The organism is Lujinxingia vulgaris, from assembly GCF_007997005.1.
Taxonomy (GTDB): domain Bacteria; phylum Myxococcota_A; class Bradymonadia; order Bradymonadales; family Bradymonadaceae; genus Lujinxingia.
Genome location: NZ_VOSL01000010.1, coordinates 24528 through 44357, shown reverse-complemented (window position 1 = coordinate 44357; position 19830 = coordinate 24528). Strand labels below are relative to the sequence as shown.

Here is a 19830-nt window from a genome sequence, read left to right as displayed (position 1 = left end):
TGCCAGGCGTTCGATCGCGTCGCCGAAGTCGTTGAAATCTTTGGGTGCCAGGCGTTCGATCTTCTAGCCAACGCACGGGTGCCAGGCGTTCGATCTTCTAGCCAACGCACGGGTGCCAGGCATTCGATCGCGTCGCCGAAGTCGTTGGAGCGCGCGGGTGCCAGGCGTTCGATCTTGTGACTAAAGATCGGGTGCCAGGCATTCGATCGCGTCGCCGAAGTCGTAGGAACGCTCGGGTGCCAGGCGTTCAAACATCACTCAGCCGCGGCTGCGGTAGAGCGGCCCGCGCTCATCGTTGATGCGCTCGGCCTCGCCACGCTCGACCATGCGCTGGAGGTGGGTGTCGCTGTTGGCGATATGAACCCACCAGCGAGAGGTGGGCTCCAGGGCTTTGCCACCGACCATCTTCAGTACCAGGCTGTAGAGATCGGTGGGCTCGGGGCCCAGCGCCTGGCGGAGGTTAAGGTCGAGTGAGGTGATCTGGTCGCGGGAGCGCGCCACGGCGCGGGCGATGTCGTCGCCGCGCTGGTGGGTGCCGTGGCCGGTCAGTAAGAGCTCGGCGGGCAGCCGGGCGATGCGTTTGAGGCTCTCTTCGTAGAGGGTGAGATCGTCGCCCATCGCGCGGCTTAAGGGGCTGGGCATCGCCAGCAGAAGATCGCCGGAGAAGAGCCAGCGTCGGGTGGGCTCCCACAGCGCCAGGTGGCTCGGGTCGTGCCCGCGGGCATCCAGCAGCTCGAGGCGAAGCTCGCCAACCTCCAGGGTATCGCCAACCTCGTAGCTCCGGGTGTGCGTGAGCGCGCCGGGCCCGAAGAGCTCGAGCATGCGCGCACCCCCGGCGCTCCGACCGACCCGCTCTTTGAGGATGTGGGAGCGCTGCGGCTCCGCAAAGGCCTCCTCCACCCAGGGCGTCCAGTTGTTGACACGATCCTGGTAGTGGTGCCAGCGCTCCAGCTCGGGCTTCACCCAGGGCCAGACCATATGCGGCGCTTCACTGCGGCGCTGCAGCAGCACCGCCGCCCCCATATGATCGATGTGGCTGTGGGTGTAGAGCCAGTGCGTGACGGCTTTGATGCCTCCGAATCCCAGATCGCTGAGCGCGTCGTCCAGAAGCTGCACCTCCCAGGGCCAGCCCGGATCGATGACGGCCAGCGTGTCGCGGTGCCGGTAAACGAAGGTGTTGACCAGCAGGCTTCCCACCGGATTTTTCAAGCGCAGCCGCCACAGATCGTCTTCGATGCGAACGGAGCTTCCCCAGGGTTTGCGAAGGTAGGTCTCGGTCGATGTGCTGCTCAAGGTGGTGCCTCGGTGCGGCTTCAAGGTGGGATGCGGGGAGGACGTCTCATGGTGAGGCGTCGCGGGGGAGGGCAGACCTACACCCGGGGCTTTGCTCTTGCCAAGTGGCGAGTCGCCGGGGGATCGCATAAAGTGGAAGACGATGACGACAGGGATGCGCCAGCTAACGTTACGGGGGCCGGGGCTGCGTGATGGCCGTAGCTGGCGAGGCAAAACGATGGGCGACCGGGCTGCATTTCGGTGGCGCAATGCAATGAGGCGATGATGGTAACGTGGCGGATGATTGGCGTGGCGATAATGGCGCTCGGGCTGGGTGCTGCGGCCTGCAGCTTTGATCCTCAAAGTGGAGAGTTTCAGCCCGACGAAGATACCGGCTGGAACCTGGAAGATCCGGGCGACGCCGCCTCGGGCGATGCTCGCGATGAGGGCGACGCGGAGGTTGATCCTTCCGATCCGGGGGACCCCGACACAGGCGCTCCGGATGCCGATTCCGGCGTTGCCGACGCCGAAGTCCCAGATACCGACCAACCCGACGTCGGCGAGCCCGATGCCGACCAGCCCGACGCCGAGGTTCCAGACGCCGAGGTTCCAGACGCCACCGACCCGGGCCTCGAGATCTGCGAGGGCCAGGAGGTGAACCTGGCCACCGACCCGAACCATTGTGGCAGCTGCGGCAACGCCTGCGACGCCGAGTTTGGCACGTGCAACAACGGCCAGTGCGGCTGCACCGGCACCATGGAGGCCTGCGGCGGCGACAACGCCTGCGAGGAGGTCTTGCGCGACGCCGACAACTGCGGCGGCTGTGGCGAGGTCTGCCCGGCCGGGGCCTACTGCGACCTGGGCCAGTGCGCCTGCCGCCCCGGCTACACCCTCTGCGACGGGGAGTGCGTGGATCTGGAGACCGACGCGCGCCACTGCGGCGGCTGCGGCACAAGCTGCGGGCTGGGTCACTGCAAAGAGGGCGCCTGCGGCAGCGGCGGCTGCGGCTTTGGCTGGATCGAGTGCACCCAGGGCGAAGGCCTCAGCTGTTTGCCCGGGCTCCAGCAGGTCGACCCGCTCTACTGCGGCCCACGTCCGCTGCGCGGGGAGCCCTGCGGCACGGTCTGTGAGGCCAGCGAGGTCTGCGCGCTGGGGCTGACCGGGGCGGAGTGCCGGAGCGTGCGCCCGGCCCGCGACTGCCTCAACTGCCCCTGCGAGGACTGCGGCGATGGCGAGCGCTGCCGCGATGATATCGCCTCGCTCTCTCCGGGGGCCTACTGCGTGACGCAGTGAGGGCGAGGTCTTTCCCCCGCGCGTTGCGGGCGCGCGGGGGTGGAGCGATAATACTCCACAAAATTTGACAGAGGATGGCCGGCTGGTACACTGATCGACCGGCGCTGGTGCTTCCGCTGACTCCGCGGTCACTCTGCGAGGTTGTTTTTAGCGCCCTTGTCTCGCCCGCAGCAGCCAACCTCGTTGGCGCGAGGACGCCGCTCTCGGCGCCTCCGCCTCCCCCTCTCCACGCACGATGAGACTTCATGGGATTGATACCGCAGTCCGTGATTGAAGACGTGCTCGCTCGCACGGACATCTTGCAGACCGTCCAGCAGTACGTCTCGCTCAAGCGCGCCGGCAACAACTACAAGGGGCTCTGCCCCTTCCACGACGAGAACTCGCCGAGCTTTTTTGTGCACCCGGGGATGGGCATCTACAAATGCTTCGGGTGCAGCGAGGGCGGCAACGTCATCCAGTTTTTAATGTCGATCGAGGGGTGGAACTTCCCGGAGACGGTGCGCACATTAGCGGAGCGCGCCGGCATTGAGATCCCCGAGGAGAGCCCGCAACAGGCCGAGGCGGCGCGTAAGCGCCGCGAGGGCAAAAAGATCTACCTGGCGATCATGGACGCCGCCCGCGACTTCTATCAGGAGCAGCTCTGGGGGGCGCGCGGCGAGGTCGCCCGTCGTTATCTTGCTGAGCGCGGCATTGATGAAGAGACCGCGCGCACCTTCGGGCTGGGCTATGCGCCCGATGGCTGGGAGAACACGATCGAGGCGCTGGGCAAGAAGGGCTTTAAGCCGGCCTGGCTTGAGCGTGCGGGGCTTGCGATCGCCAACGATCGCGGCGGCCATTACGACCGCTTTCGCCATCGCGTGGTCTTTCCGGTGGTCGACGTGTGGGGAAATACCCTGGCTTTTGGCGGGCGCGCCCTTGCTTCGGACGGCGGCGGCGCTAAATACATCAACTCCCCGGAGACGCCCTTTTATACCAAGGGGGAGCAGCTCTACGGGCTCGATGTGGCGAAGTCGGCCATGGGCAAGGAGGAACAGGCGCTGGTGGTCGAGGGAAACTTCGACGTGATCGCGCTGCACGGCGCGGGCATCGGCGTGACGGTGGCCCCGATGGGCACCGCGCTGACCGAGGTGCAGGCGCGTCTTCTGCGGCGTTTTGCGCGCCGGGTGATCATTGCGTTTGATGGCGATTCTGCTGGCGAGGAGGCCACGTTGCGATGTCTGGGTGCGTTAGAGAGCGCGGGGTTGGAGGCGCTGGTCGTGCGTTTTGACGAGGCCGACGATCCCGACACCTTCGTGCGACGCGAGGGCGCAGACGCGCTGCGCGCGCGGATGGAGGCGGCGCAGCCGCTGGTGGCCTGGGCGCTCGACCGGGCGATCAAGCCGGTGGAAGGCGCCACCATCGAGGCGCGCCTGGGCGCGCTCGAATCGGTGGGTACCATCCTCACGCAGGTTAAAGAGCCGGCCGCCTGGGAGCATTACGCCCGGGAGGTCGCCCGGCGCCTGGCGATCGAGCCGGCGCTTTTAAAAGATTATCTCAAGCGTCCGCCCGAGCGGCGCGACCAGGCGCGTCAGGCCGTGCTGAAGGCCGGCCAGGGCGCGCGGCTTCCCAGCGCGGAGTACGGCGTGCTGGCGGTCCTGCTCGATCAGCCGAAGTGGCTCTCGGACTTTTTTCGCGAAGAGCTTGACAAACTCCTTTCCAGTCAAGAACTTGCCGACTTTCTGCGCGTGGTCCAAAACCACTACCAAACCCATGATGGTATCAACCGGCCGCTGCTCTTAGAGGCCACCCCGCCGGGCGGGATGCGTGAGACGGTGATCGCGGCTCTGGCCGAGGTCGAAAGTCAGCGCCTCTACGGCCCGGAAGAGGCGCTGCGTTGGTATCGGGACTGCGTGCGGACGCTCAAGAAGGCCTGGGCGGTGCGCATGGACGAGCATCTGCAGCGGGAGCTCAACAACGTCGACTTTCGCAGCGAGCGGGAGCGCTTTGTGCAGATCAACGAGCAGCTTGAGCAGGTTCGCCAGTTTCGAAAGGCCCTCGATCTTGACGCGAGCTCTCCGAGCTCGGCCTCGGGATGAGACATGAAAGTGGCCACCCTAACCCCCCTAAATCAGGATAAGGCGTTGATAACTTAGCGAAATCCTTTGAGTTCGCCCGGAATAACCATCCTCAAGCGCAGTTTCTTGCCCCGGCCTCCTCGACCATCTAAGACATGGGGTGGGGGAGTAAACGCGACGACAGCGCCGACCCGATCCGTCGGTCGAAGTGGCACGTACCAAGGAGAAGTTTGATGTTCACAGCCCAATCGAACCCTCGAGCGACCAGCCTGGAAGTTCGAAAGCTCATCGACATGGGGAAAGAAAAGGGGTTTTTGACCTACGATGAGGTCAACAACGCCCTGCCCGCCGGCACCCTCTCCAGCGAGCAGCTCGACGATATGATGATGCTCTTCGTGGAGCTGGGGATTCAAATGGTCGACAAACCGGCGCAATACAAGCCGCCGGTTGAGGTCGAGAGCGACGTGCCGCACACCAAGGCGCAGAAGGCCAAGGCCACCAAGGGCAGCGATGAGTTCGTCAAGGGGACCGACCCGGTGCGCATGTACCTGCGCAAGATGGGTCAGGTGCCGCTTCTGACGCGTGAGGGCGAAGTTGAGATCGCCAAGCGCATTGAGGAGGGCGAGAAGACCATTCTGACGGTGGTGCTGAGCACCTCGGTGGGGGTGCGCGAGATGATCCTGCTGGGCAACCGCGTGCAGGCCGGCAAGGTCAAGCTGACCAGCGTGCTGCAGGCGCCCAACCCCGAGGATCTGCCCCGCGATGAAGAGGGCAACGTCATCGAGATGAGCCTGGAGGAGCGCATGCGCTGGTTCCTCAACCAGATCGACCGGGTGCGCCAGCTGCATAAGCGCAACCGTTCGCTGGGCGAAGAGCTGATCACGCGCCGTGGCATCTCGCTGGTCGATCGCAAGAAGCTGCGCGAAGAGATCAAGGCCAATCGCCGCGAGATGTTCGCGTTGATGAAGAACGTGCGCCTGACCAAGAAGCACACCGACAAGATCGTGGCCAAGTTCAAGGGCCTGATCCTGCGCATTGATAAGGCCGAGAGTGAGCTTGCGCGGGCCCAGCGCCTGACGCGCTTTACCTTCGTGGAGGCCACCGAGATCGCCAGGGGTCTGCGCGTCGACGACGAAGATGCCATCGCGCAGCTCGAGCGTCGCCGTATGACCGCGGGTCGCTTCAATGAGATCTACCAGGAGATGCGCAGCCTTCGCCGGCGTGTGCGTGCGGTGGAGATCGAGGCCGGCCAGTCGGTCAACTCCCTGCGCATCACCTACCAGGCGGTGCTCGCTGGCGAGAAGATCGCCGAGCGCGCCAAGGCCGAGCTGGTCGAGGCGAACCTGCGTCTGGTGGTCTCGATCGCCAAAAAATACACCAACCGTGGCCTACAGTTCCTGGACCTGATTCAGGAGGGCAACATCGGCCTGATGAAGGCGGTCGATAAGTTCGAGTACCAGCGTGGTTATAAATTCTCGACCTACGCCACCTGGTGGATTCGCCAGGCGATCACGCGTGCCATTGCCGACCAGGCCCGCACGATCCGTATCCCGGTGCACATGATCGAGACGATCAACAAGCTCGCGCGTACCGAGCGCTACCTGGTCCAGGACCTGGGACGCCCGCCGACGCCCGACGAGATCGCCGACAAGATGGACATGCCGGTGGAGAAGGTCCGCAAGGTCCTCAAGATCGCCAAGGAGCCCATCAGCCTGGAGACGCCCATTGGCGAGGAGCAGGACAGCTCGCTGGGTGATTTCATCGCCGATGAAGAAGCGGTCAACCCCTCGGAGGCGGTGGTTAACTCCAACCTCTCCGACCAGACCCGCAAGGTGCTCTCCACGCTCACCCCGCGTGAGGAAAAGGTGCTGCGCATGCGCTTTGGCATCGGCGGCAAGTCTGACCACACCCTTGAAGAGGTCGGTCAGGACTTCAACGTCACCCGTGAGCGTATCCGCCAGATCGAGGCCAAGGCGCTCAAGAAGTTGCGTCATCCCAGCCGCGCCAAGCAGCTTGAGAGCTTTGTCGACTTTTAGGGAGCCGGGGCGATGAGTCCCGGAAGCGACGACTAAGCAATCGCGCAGTGGCTGCAATCAGCTAAAAAAAGACCGCCGGAGATTCTCCGGCGGTCTTTTTTTTGCTCGCTCACCGCCGCGGCGCCCGATGCGTGTAGGTAGGATCGCAGAGTCGGGAGGCGCGGCGGCGAGTGAATGCAACGCTTAGCCGGCTTTGACGGCCTGGACGTTGATGTCGATCTCGACGTTCTCGCCAACGAGCACACCGCCGGCCTCAAGGGCCTGGTTCCAGGTCAGGCCGAACTCTTTGCGGTTGATGGTCGTCGAGGCGTTGAAGCCGATGCGGTCGTTGCCCCACGGATCGACGGCTTTGCCGAGGAACTCCGCCTCAAGGGTCACCGGTTTGGTGACGTCGCGGATGGTCAGGTTGCCTTCGATGAGGATCTTCTTGCCCTCGGTCTTGAAGTTGGTGCTCTCGAACTCGAGGGTGGGGAACTTCTCGGCGTCGAAGAAGTCGCCGGAGCGCAGGTGGTTGTCGCGGTCTTCGTTGGAGGTATCGATGCTCGCCGCCTGAATCGAGACGGTGGTTTTGGCGGTGGAGGGGTTCTCCGGATCGAACTCCAGGGTGCCGGTCCAGTCGGTGAAACGACCGGTGACCTTGGCAAACATCATGTGGCGCACTTTGAAGGTGACGTCGGAGTGGGAGATGTCGAAGTTCCAGGTGGCGTTGGCCATGGTGTGACTCCTGTAGGGCATTTTTGAAGGAGTTGAATGAGTTGTTGTGCAGCGGGTTCGCTGCGACATCCCCAAGTCTGCGCACAGGCTTTTATCTTTCAAATGCATAATATACGTTATTGCTATGAACCAGATTCATTTAAAAGACGTGGACATGAACCTGCTGGTGGCGCTCGATGTGCTGCTGACGGTGGGAAGTGTCAGTGAGGCGGCGCGCCAGGTGGGTTTGAGCCAGTCGGCGATGAGCCACACGCTGGGGAGGCTGCGCGAGGTCTTTGGCGATGAGCTGCTGGTGCGCTCGGGACGACAGATGGTGCCCACCGAGCGCGCGCAGGAGCTGGCCGGTCCGCTCAAAGAGGCGCTGGAGGCCCTGCAGGTGGCGGTCTCACCGCCGGAGCATTTCGATCCGGCGAGCAGCGCGCGGGTTTTCCGGCTGGCGACCAATGATTATGCGCAGTTTGTGTTGCTGCCGCCGCTGATCGAGCGCCTGGAGCGCGAGGCGCCGGGCGTCGATCTGCGGGTGCGCGAGCTCGGAGGGAGCTCGCCGGTGGAGAGGTTGGCCACCGGAGCGCTCGATCTGGTGCTGACGCTGGGGCTGCCGGAGCATGTGCCGGAGACGCTCTATCGAAAAGATCTTTTTCAGCTCGACCTGGTCTCGGTGGTGCGCCGGGGGCATCCCGGGGTGGGGAAGACGCTGGATCTGGACACCTATTGCGAGCTCTCGCACATCCTCGTTTCACCGCGCGGCGATGATGAGGGGGTGGTCGATGCGACGCTGGCTGAGCGGGGGCGCTCACGGCGGGTGGCCGTGGTGGTGCCGCATTTTATGGTGGCGCCGCACCTGGTGGCGACGACCGATTATGTGCTGACAACCTCGCGCAGCGTGGCGGAGAGTTTTGCGAGTTACCTGCCGCTGCGCATCTTTGAGCCGCCGGTGGAGCTGGAGCGGGGCACGGTGTCGATGGCCTGGCACCCGCGCACCCATCGCAGCGGGGCGCATAAGTGGCTGCGCCGCACCCTGGAGGAGGTCGCGGTGGCGCAGGGGCTTAAGCGTTGACGTCGCCGTCGAAGAGCGCGGCGAAGGACTTCGCCAGTCCGCGGCCGGTGCGGTGGGCTTGATCGGGGGAGAGTGGCGGGAGGTGGATGAAGAGGGCGTCGGCGTGGATGCCGCGGGCCCGGGCGGCCTCGGCGGCGCGCAGCGAGTGGTAAAGCAGCGCGTTGCAGACGTAGGAGCCGCAATCCTGGCTGAGCGCGCTCGGGGGAAGATCGGGCTCGGCCTGGCGAAGTGCTTCGTAATGGTCGCGAAGCCGCGCGAGCGGAAGTTGGGTGTGGCGACGGGGAAGATCGTCGGCGCGCAGCGGTTGCTCGGCCGGAAGCGAGGGGTTGAGGGGGCGCTCGGCGTTGTCGGGGATGTGGTCGCGGCGGTTGAGGGCGCGCTCTTCAAAGGCCAGATGGTCGCGGCGCGCCGCAAGTCCCAGGTGCACAAAGAGGATACGCGATCCGGGCTCCGGGGCGCGTGACTCCAGGTGGGCGCGAGCGAATTGCGCGGCGCTGGAGTAGGTCACCGAGAGCAGATGGGCGCGCGCGCCGAGGGTCTCTGCCATGGTGCTGGCGGCGTCCCAGGAGGGGTTGTAGGCGTGGTCGCCAAAGGGCTCAAAGCCCGTGATGACAAAGTGAACAGGGGAGGTGGGAGAGGTCATCACGGGCTCCGGGTTTAGTCGGTATCTCGCGAGAGTTCGGTGTCGGAAGGTTCAATGACGGCGTCGTCGTCAGCAACATCCGGGTCGGCGTCGAGCTCGGCGTCGGGACCCACGTCGGCTGAGGCGTCGCCCTCATCGACGGGGTCATCGTCGAAGGGCTCTTCGCCGCAGCGTTGGGGCACAAATTCGAGCATCTCATTGAGGATGACGCCGCTCTCCGGGAGGCGGTTGGAGTCGAAGCACCACAGGGCGATGGGGCTGGCTTGCGGGTCGCCATTGTCGTCGAAGTTCAGCGGGCCGGAGGCGCCGCGGAAGTTGATGGAGCCGCCGCCGCGCAGGGTGTTGATGGCGTTCTGCGCCTGGCTCTGTCCCGGGTCGACGGTGTTGCCGGAGCTTAAGCGCTTCATGCCCTCGGCGATCTGGGGGCCTGTGAAACCTTCGGCGGCCGCGCCCAGCGCCACGACATAGAGGGCGTCGAAGGCGTTGGCGACAAACTGGAAGTCGTTGGGATCGCGGTTGTACTCCGAGAGGTACTTGAGGCGGAAGCTGATGTAGGGGGCGTAGTCGGCCGCGCCGATGTTCTGCGGCGCGGTGCCCCAGATGCGGCCCTGGAGCGACTCGGGGGCGGCCTCGGCCTGGTCGGTGTTGCGGGCGGCGTCGACGAAGACGTAGAGGGGCGCGCCTTCCAGGCCCTCGTCGAGCGCTTCGGCGATCTCCCAGGCCTCCGAGGAGCCCAGGATCACCACCACGTCGGGCTCGCCACTGGAGGCGGCGTCGGCGATGACGTCGCCGACGGTGTCGAAGTAGTCATCGCCGGTCTGGCCGGCGCTGGCGTTGGCGTAGTTGTAGGGCGCAAAGCGGGTGTCATCGCCGCCGGTGATCTCGGCGGGAAGTTGGGCGATGAGCGCGCTCTGCAGGCCGTCGGCGTAGGTGTCGTCGCGGCGGGTGAGCAGGGCCAGTTTGGGCGCTTCCGCTTCCACGACGTCGTTGAGCATGAAGGTGAGAAGTTCGCCCAGCGCGATGCCCTGAATGACATCGGAGGCGGAGGTGCGCCAGACCAGGTCGTTATCGCTGAGCCCGCTGATGGTGGCGGCGGTGGCCGAGGGGCTGATGAGCACGACCTCGTTGTCGATGGTCAGGCTGGTGGCGATGTCGATGGTCTGGCTGGAGTAGTCGGGGCCGATGATAGCTTCCACGCCGGCCTCTTCGACCAGGTGGCGGGCACCGGCGAGCGCCTCATCGTCGAGGCCCTGGGTGTCGCAGATGATCAAGCCGACAGGGCGGTTGAGCACGCCGCCGATGCCGTTGAAGTCGGACTGGGCCAGACGGATCGCGTCGAGCAGCGGCCGGCCAAAACCCTCTTCGGGGCCCGAGAGGGGCAGGAGCACCCCGAGGTTGAAGGCGTTGTCGGCGGTGATGTTGCCGGAGCTCAGCTCGCAAGGCGGCGCGAGCAGCCCTTCGGTGGAGACGCACTGGCCGGCTTCGTCGCAGAGCTGACCTTCGGGGCAGGGCTGCTCCTCGGAGCAGAGCGCGGCGTCGTCGTCGACGCAGATGTTGTCGGCGGAGCAGGTTCCCCCGTTGCAGTCGGCGTTGGACTGGCAGGTCTCGGTCTCAATGAGCAGGCTGCACCCGCTTAAAGCGAGCGCTCCGGAGAGCAGCGCGGTGGCCAGTACGGACGATCCAATAAGCCGGTGCAGCAGGTTCATCGAGGGTGCCTCAACAGGGCGTAGGCCGAGCAAAAACCTCAGCCTTCGGGTTCGGAGCAGGTCAGGGGCGTGAACGCTCGGGTCTCCGAGTAGATCTCGCCCTCTTCAGGAACGGAAGCGTCTTGGAAACACCATAGCGAGATCGGTGTGGGTTGTGGATCTCCATTTTGATCGAAGAACATCGGGCCGCTGGCCCCCAGGTAGGTCACCGAGCCGCCGGCCGAGAGGGTGTTGATGGCCTGCTGGGCTTCAGCGGCGCGCGGGGTGATCTCGGGGCCTTCACTTAAGCGGCGCAGGCCCTGGGCGAGTTCGGGGCCGGTAAAGCCTTCGGCGGCCGCGGCAAAGGCCAGCGCATAGACGGCATCGAAGGCGTTGGCGACAAACTGGTATTTGTCGGGATCGTCTTCGATGCGGGACTCAAACTGGGTGCGGAAGGTCAGGTAAGGCACGTAGCCTGCGTCACCGATGTTGCGGGGGCCGGTGCCCCAGATGCGACCTTCCAGGTTGGTGTTGGCCTGGCCGGCGAGCTGGGCGTTCTTCATGGCGTCGACGCCGAAGTAGAGGGGCTGGTTCTCCAGCGCGATCTCAAAGTAGGAGATCAGCTCCCAGGCCTCGGCGCTGCCGAAGATGGCCACGACATCGGGCGGGGTGCTCTGGCTGGCGACCACAGCGACATCGCCGGTGTAGTCGACCGGCTCACCGACCCCGGAGTTGGTGTAGTTGTTGACCGTGAAACGATCCTCGCCGCCGGATGTGATGGCGGTGGGGAGCATGGGAATGATGGTCTCACTCAACCCTTCGGCGTAGCTGTCGTCGCGGCGGACCATGATGGCGAGCTTGGGTTCGGCGACGCCGGCATCGGGGAGTGTTGTCTCGAGCGTGTGGGAGAGGAGCTCGGCAAAGGCCTCGGCCTGGAACTCGTCATTGGGCGCAGTGCGGAAGACAAGATCGTTATCTGCCAGCCCGCTGATGGTCTGGGTGGTGGCCGAGGGGCTCATCAGCAGCACGTCGTTGGGGACGGTGATGTCCTGGCTGATGCTGATGGTCTGGCTGGAGTTAAAGCCGATGATGGCGCTGACCCCGGCGTTGTCGACCAGGTGTTCGGCGGCCTCTCGGGCGGTGGCGTTGCTGCCCTGGGTGTCGCAGACGACCAGGCCGATGCGGCGGCCGGCGATGCCGCCGAAGCCGTTGATGTTGTTGGTCGCCATCAGGATCGACTCGAGCATCGGCGTGCCGAAGCCGGCGCCGCTGCCGGAGAGCTGCAGGACCACGCCCATTAGAAAGGGGTTGTTGCTCTCGGGCTCGCCTTCGAGGCGTTGACACGGGCCGCCGGTGAGCTGGCGGCCTTCGTCTTCGCCCGGGGCGGCGCAGAGGCCCTCGGCCGAGCAGGTCTGGTCACCGGCGCAGTCACTGTCGGAGGTGCATTGGTTCAGATCCAGGGTGAGGCTACAGCCGGAGCTGAGCGCGAGTGCGGCGAGAAGAGGAAGTGCGAGGAGAGTTTTCATCGAAGGCGCGCCCATAAAATCCTCAATAAGTGCAGTGGGGGGCGAAGAGCTACAGGTTTTTACCGTATTGGTGGCGGCGGGCCAAGCGCGGGTGGTAGGGAAGGCAAACGCTGGCGGAGCGGTTGAGGTCAGCGAGACGATCGCGCCGGGTGCGGGCGATCGGGGTTTTTGCGCAAGGGAGACGGTGTGAATGACGAACTCAAACGCTTTGATCGCGTGATGCGCTGGCGGGTGCGGCTGAGCGCGGTGGGCTACGCGCTCTTTGTGGCGGTGGGGCTTGCGGGGAGCTGGCAAGGATGGCTGCAGGAGGGCCCGACGCCGGCGGTGGTTTTGCTGGTGGGCTCCTTTCTGGCGTGGCCGCAGCGGGCGCTGCCGCGTTATTATAAGATCGATGATGCGCTCGCCGGGGCGGCGCAGCTGCGGGAGGAGCGGGCGCAGCGTGATCGGCGACTTCGAGCGGTGCGTGGCCTGTATTTTCTGGGGGCGGTGGTGGTGCTCCTGGTGGTGCCCTGGGCGATGGGCTCGCCACCGATCTGAGGGATGTGTGAAGCGTAATGATGATGACGCCAGGGAGTACACGATGCGGCATAGGATGTGGATGATGAGGTCGGGGATGTGCGCGCTGCTGGGGACGGTGGTGCTGGGTGTGGGATGCGCCTCCGGGGGTGGGGCCACCGTGGAGCTGAGCGTGGAGCAATGCGTCAGCCAGGAGGGGCAGCGCTTTTTGACGTACTGCGCCTCCCCGCAGGCGGCCGAGCAGGCGCGGCGCTACGAGGTGATGGAGCGGGCGCGTGCGGCCGGGGAGTCGGTCGATGCGATGATTCCGCTTCCGACCGAAGGGGCGCCGGCGTGGGGGGAGGCCGATGCCCCGGTGACGGTGCAGGTCTTTGCCGATCTTCGATGCGGGTATTGTGCGCGAGGGCACCAGACGCTCAAGGCGATGATGGAGGCGCGGGAGGGCGTGCGGGTGCTCTACCGCTTCTGGCCGCTGAGCGAGGATGCGGAGCTTGAGGGGGCGCATCGCGCGCTTGTGGCCGCGCAGGCTCAGGGGAAGTTCTGGGAGTACCTGGAGAAGATCTATGAAGCTCAAGGGGAGTTCGGAGAGCGCAGGCTCGAGGCGATGGCCGCCGAGGTGGGGCTGGATGTGGCGCGCTGGCGTGAGGATCGCGACGGCGCGTACACCGAGCAGGTGATCGCCCGGGACCGCGCTATTGGCGAGCGGGTGGGGGTGCAGGGCACGCCCACGTATTTTGTGAACGGGGTGCGGGTGGTCGGGGCGGTGGAGCCTTCGGAGTGGATGGCGGTGGTCGACGGGGAGTTGGAGGCGGCCGGGGAGCTTCTGGACGCCGGAGTGGCCGCTGAGGCGGTGAGCTGGCGTCGTACGTTGGAGAATTATCAGCCCGTGGACTGGCAGGAGGTCGCCGAAGTTGAAGAGGAGGCCGTCGCTCAAGGGTTTGAGGTCGCGTACATTCCGGTTGGCGAGTCGGCGGTGAAGGGGGCGTCGGCGGAGGATGCGCGGGTGACGGTGGTGGTGTTCTCGGACTTTCAGTGCGGGTTCTGCGAGCGCGCGCGCCACACCTGGGACGCGCTGGTGGAGCAGTACGGGGAGGCGGGGCTGAGGCTTGTGTACAAGCATTATCCGCTTCCGAGTCACGCGCGCGCCGGCCACGCTGCAGCGGCCTCGGTGGTGGTCGAAGATGGCGGGGACTTCTGGAAGATGCACGATCTTCTCTTTGAGGCTGAGGGCGACCTGAGCGACGCGAGTCTGGAAGCGATGGCGCGTGAGGCCGGCTATGAGGGCGATGATCTTTACGAGCGGATGCGCAGCGATGCGGTCACCGCGAGGATTCAGGCCGACGTGGAGGCCGGGTACAACGCCGGGGTGCAGGGCACGCCGACCTTTTTCATCAATGGCATCAAGCTCGCCGGGGCCTGGGAGGTCGAAGAGCTCGCGCCTTTGATCGAGGATCAGCTGGAGCTCGGTGGGGTGCTCGCCGAGCTTGCCGAGGCCGAGGGTGAAGAGCTCTACCGGGCGCTGGTGGAGGTCAACCAGGAGCCTCCAGAGCGTTGAGCGTCAGGGCCGATGCGAGGTGCTGGCAGGCGCTGAGCGCATGTGTTAGCTTCATCGCATCGAAGTGACATAACTGGAGGGCGCGCGACGACGTTGAGGCTGTAGACGCGCTGGATCACGCTTTAGGAGAGGTGAGCCATGCGGAGAAGTCTTGCGTGGGGTGGTGTGCTGCGGATCTGGGGGATGATGGGGCTTGTGTCGGTGCTGGCCGGCTGCGTGCTGATGGTCGATGGGGAGGCGGCGCTGCAGCTGGGAGCTGATGGCGGCGAGGAGCCGGGGGCGTTGCGAGCGATGATCCTCGATGGTCCTGAGATCGCGGCGGCGGGAGGCGCGGCGCATTTTGAGCTGGCCTGTGAGCCCGAAGTCTGCGCGCTGCAGTGCGCACGCGACGCTCAGACCTTTGAGAGCTGCGGATCGACCTATGTCTGGGACGCGCTGGAGGAGGGGGAGCATGTGCTGGCGGTGCGCGCCTTAAAGGGAGAGGCGATCAGTGACGAGGTCTGGTGGAGTTTCGAGGTGGGGCCGCCGATCGGGCTTGTGGTGGAGGGGGATCTCGGCGCGTCGCGCTTTTTTCGAGAGGTCGGGGAGCTCACGATCGCCTGTGAGGTTCCCAACTGTGAGCTGAGTTGCGGGATGTGGGCGCTGGAGGAGGGCTGCGAGCTGGCCAGCTGTGGCCGTGCGCTGGAGTGGGAGTGCGCGTCGCCCGGGAGGGCGGCGGTGGAGGTGCCCGGGCCGGGGCGTTATCTGGTGCAGGTCGAGGGGTGCGATCCGCAGAGTGGGGCGTGTGAGAGCTACGCGTCGCGATTTGAGGTTGAGGCTCCGCGTTGGTCGCAGGTCAGCGCAGGGGGGCGGCATAGCTGCGGGATTCTGGAGACCGGTGCGCTCTTATGCTGGGGAGACAACACCTCGGGTCAGCTGGGCGCAGGTGCGTACGACACGACCTGGCGCGCGCAACGTGTGGAGGGAGAGTGGGCCCAGGTGGCCGCCGGTGAGGCGCATACCTGCGCGGTCAACCTCGATGGTCAGCTGTACTGTTGGGGGGCGAACGAGGCCCACCAGGTCTCCCCGCAGGGGGGAAGTGAGCGCGGGGTGACGCGGGTGGGGCAGCGCTCGGACTGGCAGGGGGTAGCGGTAGGCGCGCAGCATAGCTGCGGCTGGCGAGAGGGGAAGCTCTACTGCTGGGGCGCGGGTGAGGCCGGGCAGATCGGGCCGGCCAGCGCGATCGCCGACGGGGTGGTCGTGGAGATCGAGGCGGTCGAGGGCAGCTGGGCTGCGGATGTGGCGGTGGGCGCGCAGCACAGCTGCGCGGTGGCCGGTGGTGAGGTCTGGTGTTTTGGGGATCGCGCCCATGGGGCGGTCGGCTACCTGGAGGCGGAGGGGGACCTGGGAGAGGTTCGCCAGCTAAGCGGCGCCGCGGGAGTGACGCAGCTTGTGGCCGGGGAGCGCTACAGCTGTGGTGTGAGCGCCGCTGGCGATGTGCGGTGCTGGGGGATGGTGCCCGGCGAAGAGGCGGTGGCGTCGACGGAGGTTCGCACGTTGACCGGTGTCTCCGAGGTGGCGGTGCTCAGCGGCGGACGCGGACATATCTGCGCGATCGATACGCGCAAGGTGCTGCGGTGCTGGGGAAGCAACGAGCACGATCAGGTCAGCGGTCATGTAAGCGCAAGCGTCGCGCCGGTCACGCGCATCGCCGCCGGGTGGGCGTGGGAAAAGGTCTCGGCGGGAGACTCCCATAGCTGCGCCATCGAGGATGAAACACGGCGCTTGTTCTGCTGGGGAAGCGCCGAACACGGACGGCTGGGCTCCCAGCCAGGCGTCAGCGAGGTTGGGGGCCCGCAGGCGATCACCTGGGAGTGGTAAGGCCTCGATCGGGTGCCAGGCGTTCGATCGTGTTTGAGAAGATCGGGTGCCAGGCGTTCGATCGCGGTTTAGAAGATCGGGTGCTGGAACCGATCGGGTGCCAGGCGTTCGAACATGGGTGAGAAGATCGGGTGCCAGGCGTTCGAACACGGTGGAGCCGATCGGGTGCCAGGCGTTCGAACACGGTGGAGCCGATCGGGTGCCAGGCGTTCGATCGCGGTTTAGAAGATCGGGTGCCAGGCGTTCGATCATGGTTTAGAAGATCGGGTGTCAGGCGTTCGAACATCAGAGTTCGAGGCGTTGGGGGAGGTGATCTTCGAGGTTCTGGCGAGCGATGGCCGGGGTCTTTCCCAGGGCGATGATGTCGAACTTTCCACGCTCGGCCAGGGGGCCGACGTTGTAGAGGATGTAGCGGCCGGTGCCGGTGGACGCGTCGTAGAGATCGTCGCCGAGCTGCTCGCAGAGCTCGGGGAAGGTCATGCCCTGATGGGAGGGGGGCAGGTAGAAGTCGGTGGCCACGTAGTGAGGGCGGCGCGCGGGGAAGAGCCTGTCGACCAGGTGCATCGGGGTGGAGGTGCCCCCCCAGCGGCCGTTGCACTCGGTGATGCGCGGGTGGGCATCGGGGCTAAGCGGATCGCCGGAGACGATGAAGTCGAAGGAGCAGCGGCCGACGTAGCCCAGCTGCTGGAGCGCGTCACAGACCTTGAGGGAGGCCTGCCCCATCTTTGCGTTGAGGGCATCGGGCAGGGTGGAGGGGCGGCTTCCCAAAAACATCTTCTCGGGGCCTTCGAGAAGTTGTTCGTAGACGCCGTCGAGGCGAGGGGCCCCCTGGGAGGCTGGCGGGATCCAGACCTGAGTGGAGGGGGAGAGATCGGTTTGAAGCCACTCGACGATGAGCACGTCTTCGCCCTCGCACCACTGGGTGCGGGTGAGGAAGGTTTCCACCAGGGTGCGCAGCTCATCTGGTGAGGCCGCGCGCAGCTCGCGGGCGTCGAGCACAAGGTTGCCCATGGCCGAGGCGCAGCGGGTGCGTTTGAGACCAACCCAGTCGCAGCGCGTGGCCAGATCGGAGAGCGCCTGCGCGATGGCAGGGGCGTCTTTTGCGCGCGCAGTCTCGACGATCCACTCCGGGCCCAGGAGCTCTTCAACGAGCGTGGAGAGGTGGCTCTTGTCGTTGGCGATCCACAGGGTGGGCGGAGGCGGGCCGAGCACCGCGCAGGGCGAGTCGGTGCGGGCGCGAAGCGCGTCGGCGAGCTCCCAGACTGAAGCAATGGCCATGTAGGGGTGAATGACCAGACCGCCGGCGTGGCGGGCGTGGTCCGCGAGGCGATCGAGGACGTCCGGGGTGTTGCAGGCCTGCGCGATGGCGCGAGGATCTTCGTCGGTTGCCAGAATGAGCTCGGGAGCACCCAGGGCCAGGCGTTGCTGGCAGTAGTCTTCGTAGCCGGGAGCCGGGGTGGTGCCGGCGGCGAAGAGGTCGCCGTGTTGCGCACGCACCCGGGCGCGGTGCTGGTACTGCTCGATGCCCACGACTCCGTCTAAGAAAGGGATGCCCGTCACATCTTCCAGGTGCAGATGCGGCCAGTCTGCGGCATGGGAGTCGTAGGCGAAGGCCTGAAAAGGCCGCAGTTCGGCATCCAGGCTCCAGCGCTCTCGAAGAAGATCCGCGACGCGGCGCGCGTCACCGCGATCGTGGTCAGTAAGGCCGGGGGTGGGCATGGTCGCTCCGAAAGGTCGAGGGGGCGTGTGGGGGGATGATGTCTTCGTGGCTGGGGATATACCGTGCGGGCAGGGGATGTGGCAAAGGTGCGATCGGGTGCCAGGCGTTCGATCGCGAATGAGAGGATCGGGTGCCAGGCGTTCGATCGCGAATGAGAAGATCGGGTGCCAGGCGTTCGATCGCGAATGAGAGGATCGGGTGCCAGGCGTTCGATCGCGAATGAGAAGATCGGGTGCGAGAGGATCGGGTGCCAGGCGTTCGATCCTCACTCGTCCCGCGGGGTGGCGTCGTCAGAAGGCGATGTGGGCGTGGGGTCGGTGTCGCCCCCGGCGTCACTCTCCTCGTGGTGAGTAGCGGGGGATGCCTCCGGGGGAACGGGTGGAGGGGGAGCCTGGGGGAGCCCGGTGAGCGAGGGGGGGCGTGGGACAAAGGGGGTGGCGAATTGCAGGATGGTGGTGAGCTCGCGGGCGGAGTACTGGCCGGTGACGGTGACATAGTCTTCGGAGTGGGCGCACTCCAGGCGTTCGATCAGCGCGGCGATGCCGAACATGCGCGCGGCGGGGATGCCGCCGATGATGCGGCGCTGAAGGGAGGGGCAGCTCTCGGCGAATGAGGCGGCCTGCGACGCGTCGCGGAAGCGCAGGTCGATGGTCAGGCGCGGGTTGGCCGGGTGCGAGAGGCTCAGACGCACCGCCTCAAAGCGCGGCAGAGTGCCGATGCCGGGAGCGTAGTAGACGAGGCCGGAGGCGCTGATCAGCGCGATGGTATTCTGATCTTCGGCGACCTCTTCAATACGACGCAGGCCGTCGAGGAGGCGGAAGTTCTCGGGGAGCTCGTTACCTGCAGCGACTTCGGAGGTGGCATCAATGCGTCGGTCGAAGTGGCCGAACCAGCCGGGCTTTCCGACCAGAGCCAGGCCTTGTGCGGCGAGCACGACCTGACGAGGATCGCGGTAGCGGCCGGTGTCCGGGACGAGCGCGCGGGAGGGGCGTCGGCCTTCGCTCCAGGGAGGCGGCTCGGCGAAGCGACCGTCGAGAAGTTCGCGCAGCTGGCGATCGTCGTAGCGGTGGCGCACCGCCAGAAAGGTCTCGTGGAGATGGTTGGGGTTGGCCGACGCCATAAAGATAGCGTCGAGCTCGGTGATCGGATCGAGGCCGGTGGTCTCGAGCAGGATGCGGTAGTCGGGAACGGCCTGAATCAGCTGCGAGGCTTGGTGCTGGTAGGGCGCGCCGCGCAGGCGATCGAGACGCACCAGGGCGGTCATGCGGGCGTTGCCCGGCCCGTAGTGGCGCATGTCGGGGAGGTTGCTCGGGCTGGAGCGGTCGATGGCGGGTACCGCCGGCGTGTCAACGGTTGCCGGGGGGGCGGGCTCTTCGGGAGGCGCCGACGCATCGCGTGATGCGTTGCGATCCTCGTCTTTCGGTTCTGTCTCTTCGGGAGTGGGAGAGGGGGGGGCGGGGCGATCGTCTTGAGGTTGGGGCTCGGCGGGCTCCTCTGGAGCCTGAGCCTCCGGTGCTTCCTCAACCGGGGGCTCCTCTTCATCGAGTTCGGGCTCGGGCTCCTCGACGGGGGGCTCGGGTTCGGATGGCTCCTCCTCAGCGAGCAACGCGCTGTGCATCTGCGGCTCCTCCCAGTCGGTTTCGCGCTGCGGGTCGAAGCTTTCGCTGCCGTGACCGATGCCCTCAAGCTCAGCAAAGCGCCCGATCCACTCGCTATCCAGGCCCGCCTCGGGGGCGGCGTCGGCGAAGAGCACCGGCAGCGCGGCCAGGGCGTGCAGCACGAAGCTGAGCGCCAGCGCGCGAACCAACGTCACGCGGCCTTTGTGCTTTGCTGGCGGCGTCGCATCCGAGGTCGACACGGCGGGCACATCCTGTGTTGGGCGAGGCTCAGAGGAAGGCA

The 19830-nt window shown here is 66.0% G+C and carries 14 protein-coding genes; 7 read left to right on the top strand and 7 right to left on the bottom strand.

All coding sequences use genetic code 11. The annotated features are described in order from the left end of the window. Positions 1-258: 258 nt before the first annotated feature. Positions 259-1293 carry an MBL fold metallo-hydrolase gene (locus tag FRC96_RS01890; RefSeq protein ID WP_230469772.1) on the bottom strand — a complete coding sequence of 345 codons (1035 nt, stop codon included), beginning with the start codon at positions 1291-1293 and terminating at the stop codon, positions 259-261. Between the two features lie 261 nt (positions 1294-1554). Here FRC96_RS01890 and FRC96_RS01885 point away from each other — a divergent pair, with 261 nt between their 5' ends. The 3 genes from FRC96_RS01885 (at position 1555) to rpoD (ending at position 6655) form a co-directional block, all read left to right on the top strand. Then, a complete protein-coding gene (locus FRC96_RS01885) occupies positions 1555-2565 on the top strand; it encodes a hypothetical protein (RefSeq protein ID WP_230469779.1) in 1011 nt (336 codons plus the stop codon). A 245-nt stretch (positions 2566-2810) separates the two neighbouring features. Next, positions 2811-4640: a DNA primase gene (gene dnaG, locus FRC96_RS01880; protein WP_146972345.1), complete on the top strand. Its 1830-nt coding sequence runs from the start codon at positions 2811-2813 to the stop codon at positions 4638-4640. Between the two features lie 212 nt (positions 4641-4852). Beyond that, entirely contained in the window at positions 4853-6655 is a 1803-nt protein-coding gene (gene rpoD / locus FRC96_RS01875; protein ID WP_283808877.1) for an RNA polymerase sigma factor RpoD, read from the top strand. A 183-nt stretch (positions 6656-6838) separates the two neighbouring features. On the opposite strand, the gene FRC96_RS01870 is transcribed toward rpoD, so the two are convergent. After that, positions 6839-7369, bottom strand: a complete 531-nt coding sequence (locus FRC96_RS01870; RefSeq protein ID WP_146972343.1) for a YceI family protein — start codon at positions 7367-7369, stop codon at positions 6839-6841. A 124-nt stretch (positions 7370-7493) separates the two neighbouring features. Here FRC96_RS01870 and FRC96_RS01865 point away from each other — a divergent pair, with 124 nt between their 5' ends. Next, complete coding sequence (locus FRC96_RS01865; RefSeq protein ID WP_146972342.1) at positions 7494-8426, top strand: LysR family transcriptional regulator; 933 nt, start codon at positions 7494-7496, stop codon at positions 8424-8426. Here FRC96_RS01865 and FRC96_RS01860 read toward each other — a convergent pair. The 3 genes from FRC96_RS01860 to FRC96_RS01850 are packed head-to-tail and all read right to left on the bottom strand — an operon-like array spanning position 8416 to position 12280. Continuing rightward, on the bottom strand, positions 8416-9069 hold the full coding sequence (locus FRC96_RS01860) for a hypothetical protein (protein WP_146972341.1): 654 nt from the start codon (positions 9067-9069) through the stop codon (positions 8416-8418). The two genes, FRC96_RS01865 and FRC96_RS01860, sit on opposite strands and share 11 nt — an antisense overlap. A 14-nt stretch (positions 9070-9083) precedes the next feature. Further along, positions 9084-10775, bottom strand: coding sequence for an ABC transporter substrate-binding protein (locus tag FRC96_RS01855; RefSeq protein ID WP_146972340.1), 1692 nt, complete (start codon positions 10773-10775; stop codon positions 9084-9086). Positions 10776-10813: 38 nt separating this feature from the next. Then, the gene (locus FRC96_RS01850; RefSeq protein WP_230469771.1) at positions 10814-12280 is read right to left on the bottom strand and encodes an ABC transporter substrate-binding protein; all 1467 of its coding nucleotides are present in this window, start codon (positions 12278-12280) and stop codon (positions 10814-10816) included. Between the two features lie 186 nt (positions 12281-12466). Between FRC96_RS01850 and FRC96_RS21655 the strand changes: the two genes are divergently transcribed. The 3 genes from FRC96_RS21655 (at position 12467) to FRC96_RS01840 (ending at position 16211) form a co-directional block, all read left to right on the top strand. Beyond that, positions 12467-12817, top strand: a complete 351-nt coding sequence (locus FRC96_RS21655) for a hypothetical protein (protein WP_230469770.1) — start codon at positions 12467-12469, stop codon at positions 12815-12817. Positions 12818-12824: 7 nt separating this feature from the next. Continuing rightward, positions 12825-14351: a DsbA family protein gene (locus FRC96_RS01845; RefSeq protein WP_230469769.1), complete on the top strand. Its 1527-nt coding sequence runs from the start codon at positions 12825-12827 to the stop codon at positions 14349-14351. A 138-nt stretch (positions 14352-14489) separates the two neighbouring features. Next, positions 14490-16211 (top strand): RCC1 domain-containing protein, encoded by a 1722-nt coding sequence (locus FRC96_RS01840; RefSeq protein WP_146972337.1) that lies wholly within the window; start codon positions 14490-14492, stop codon positions 16209-16211. Between the two features lie 285 nt (positions 16212-16496). On the opposite strand, the gene FRC96_RS01835 is transcribed toward FRC96_RS01840, so the two are convergent. After that, positions 16497-17930 (bottom strand): hypothetical protein, encoded by a 1434-nt coding sequence (locus tag FRC96_RS01835; protein WP_146972336.1) that lies wholly within the window; start codon positions 17928-17930, stop codon positions 16497-16499. Positions 17931-18196: 266 nt separating this feature from the next. Next, positions 18197-19789: a hypothetical protein gene (locus tag FRC96_RS21650; RefSeq protein ID WP_230469768.1), complete on the bottom strand. Its 1593-nt coding sequence runs from the start codon at positions 19787-19789 to the stop codon at positions 18197-18199. Positions 19790-19830: the final 41 nt, after the last annotated feature.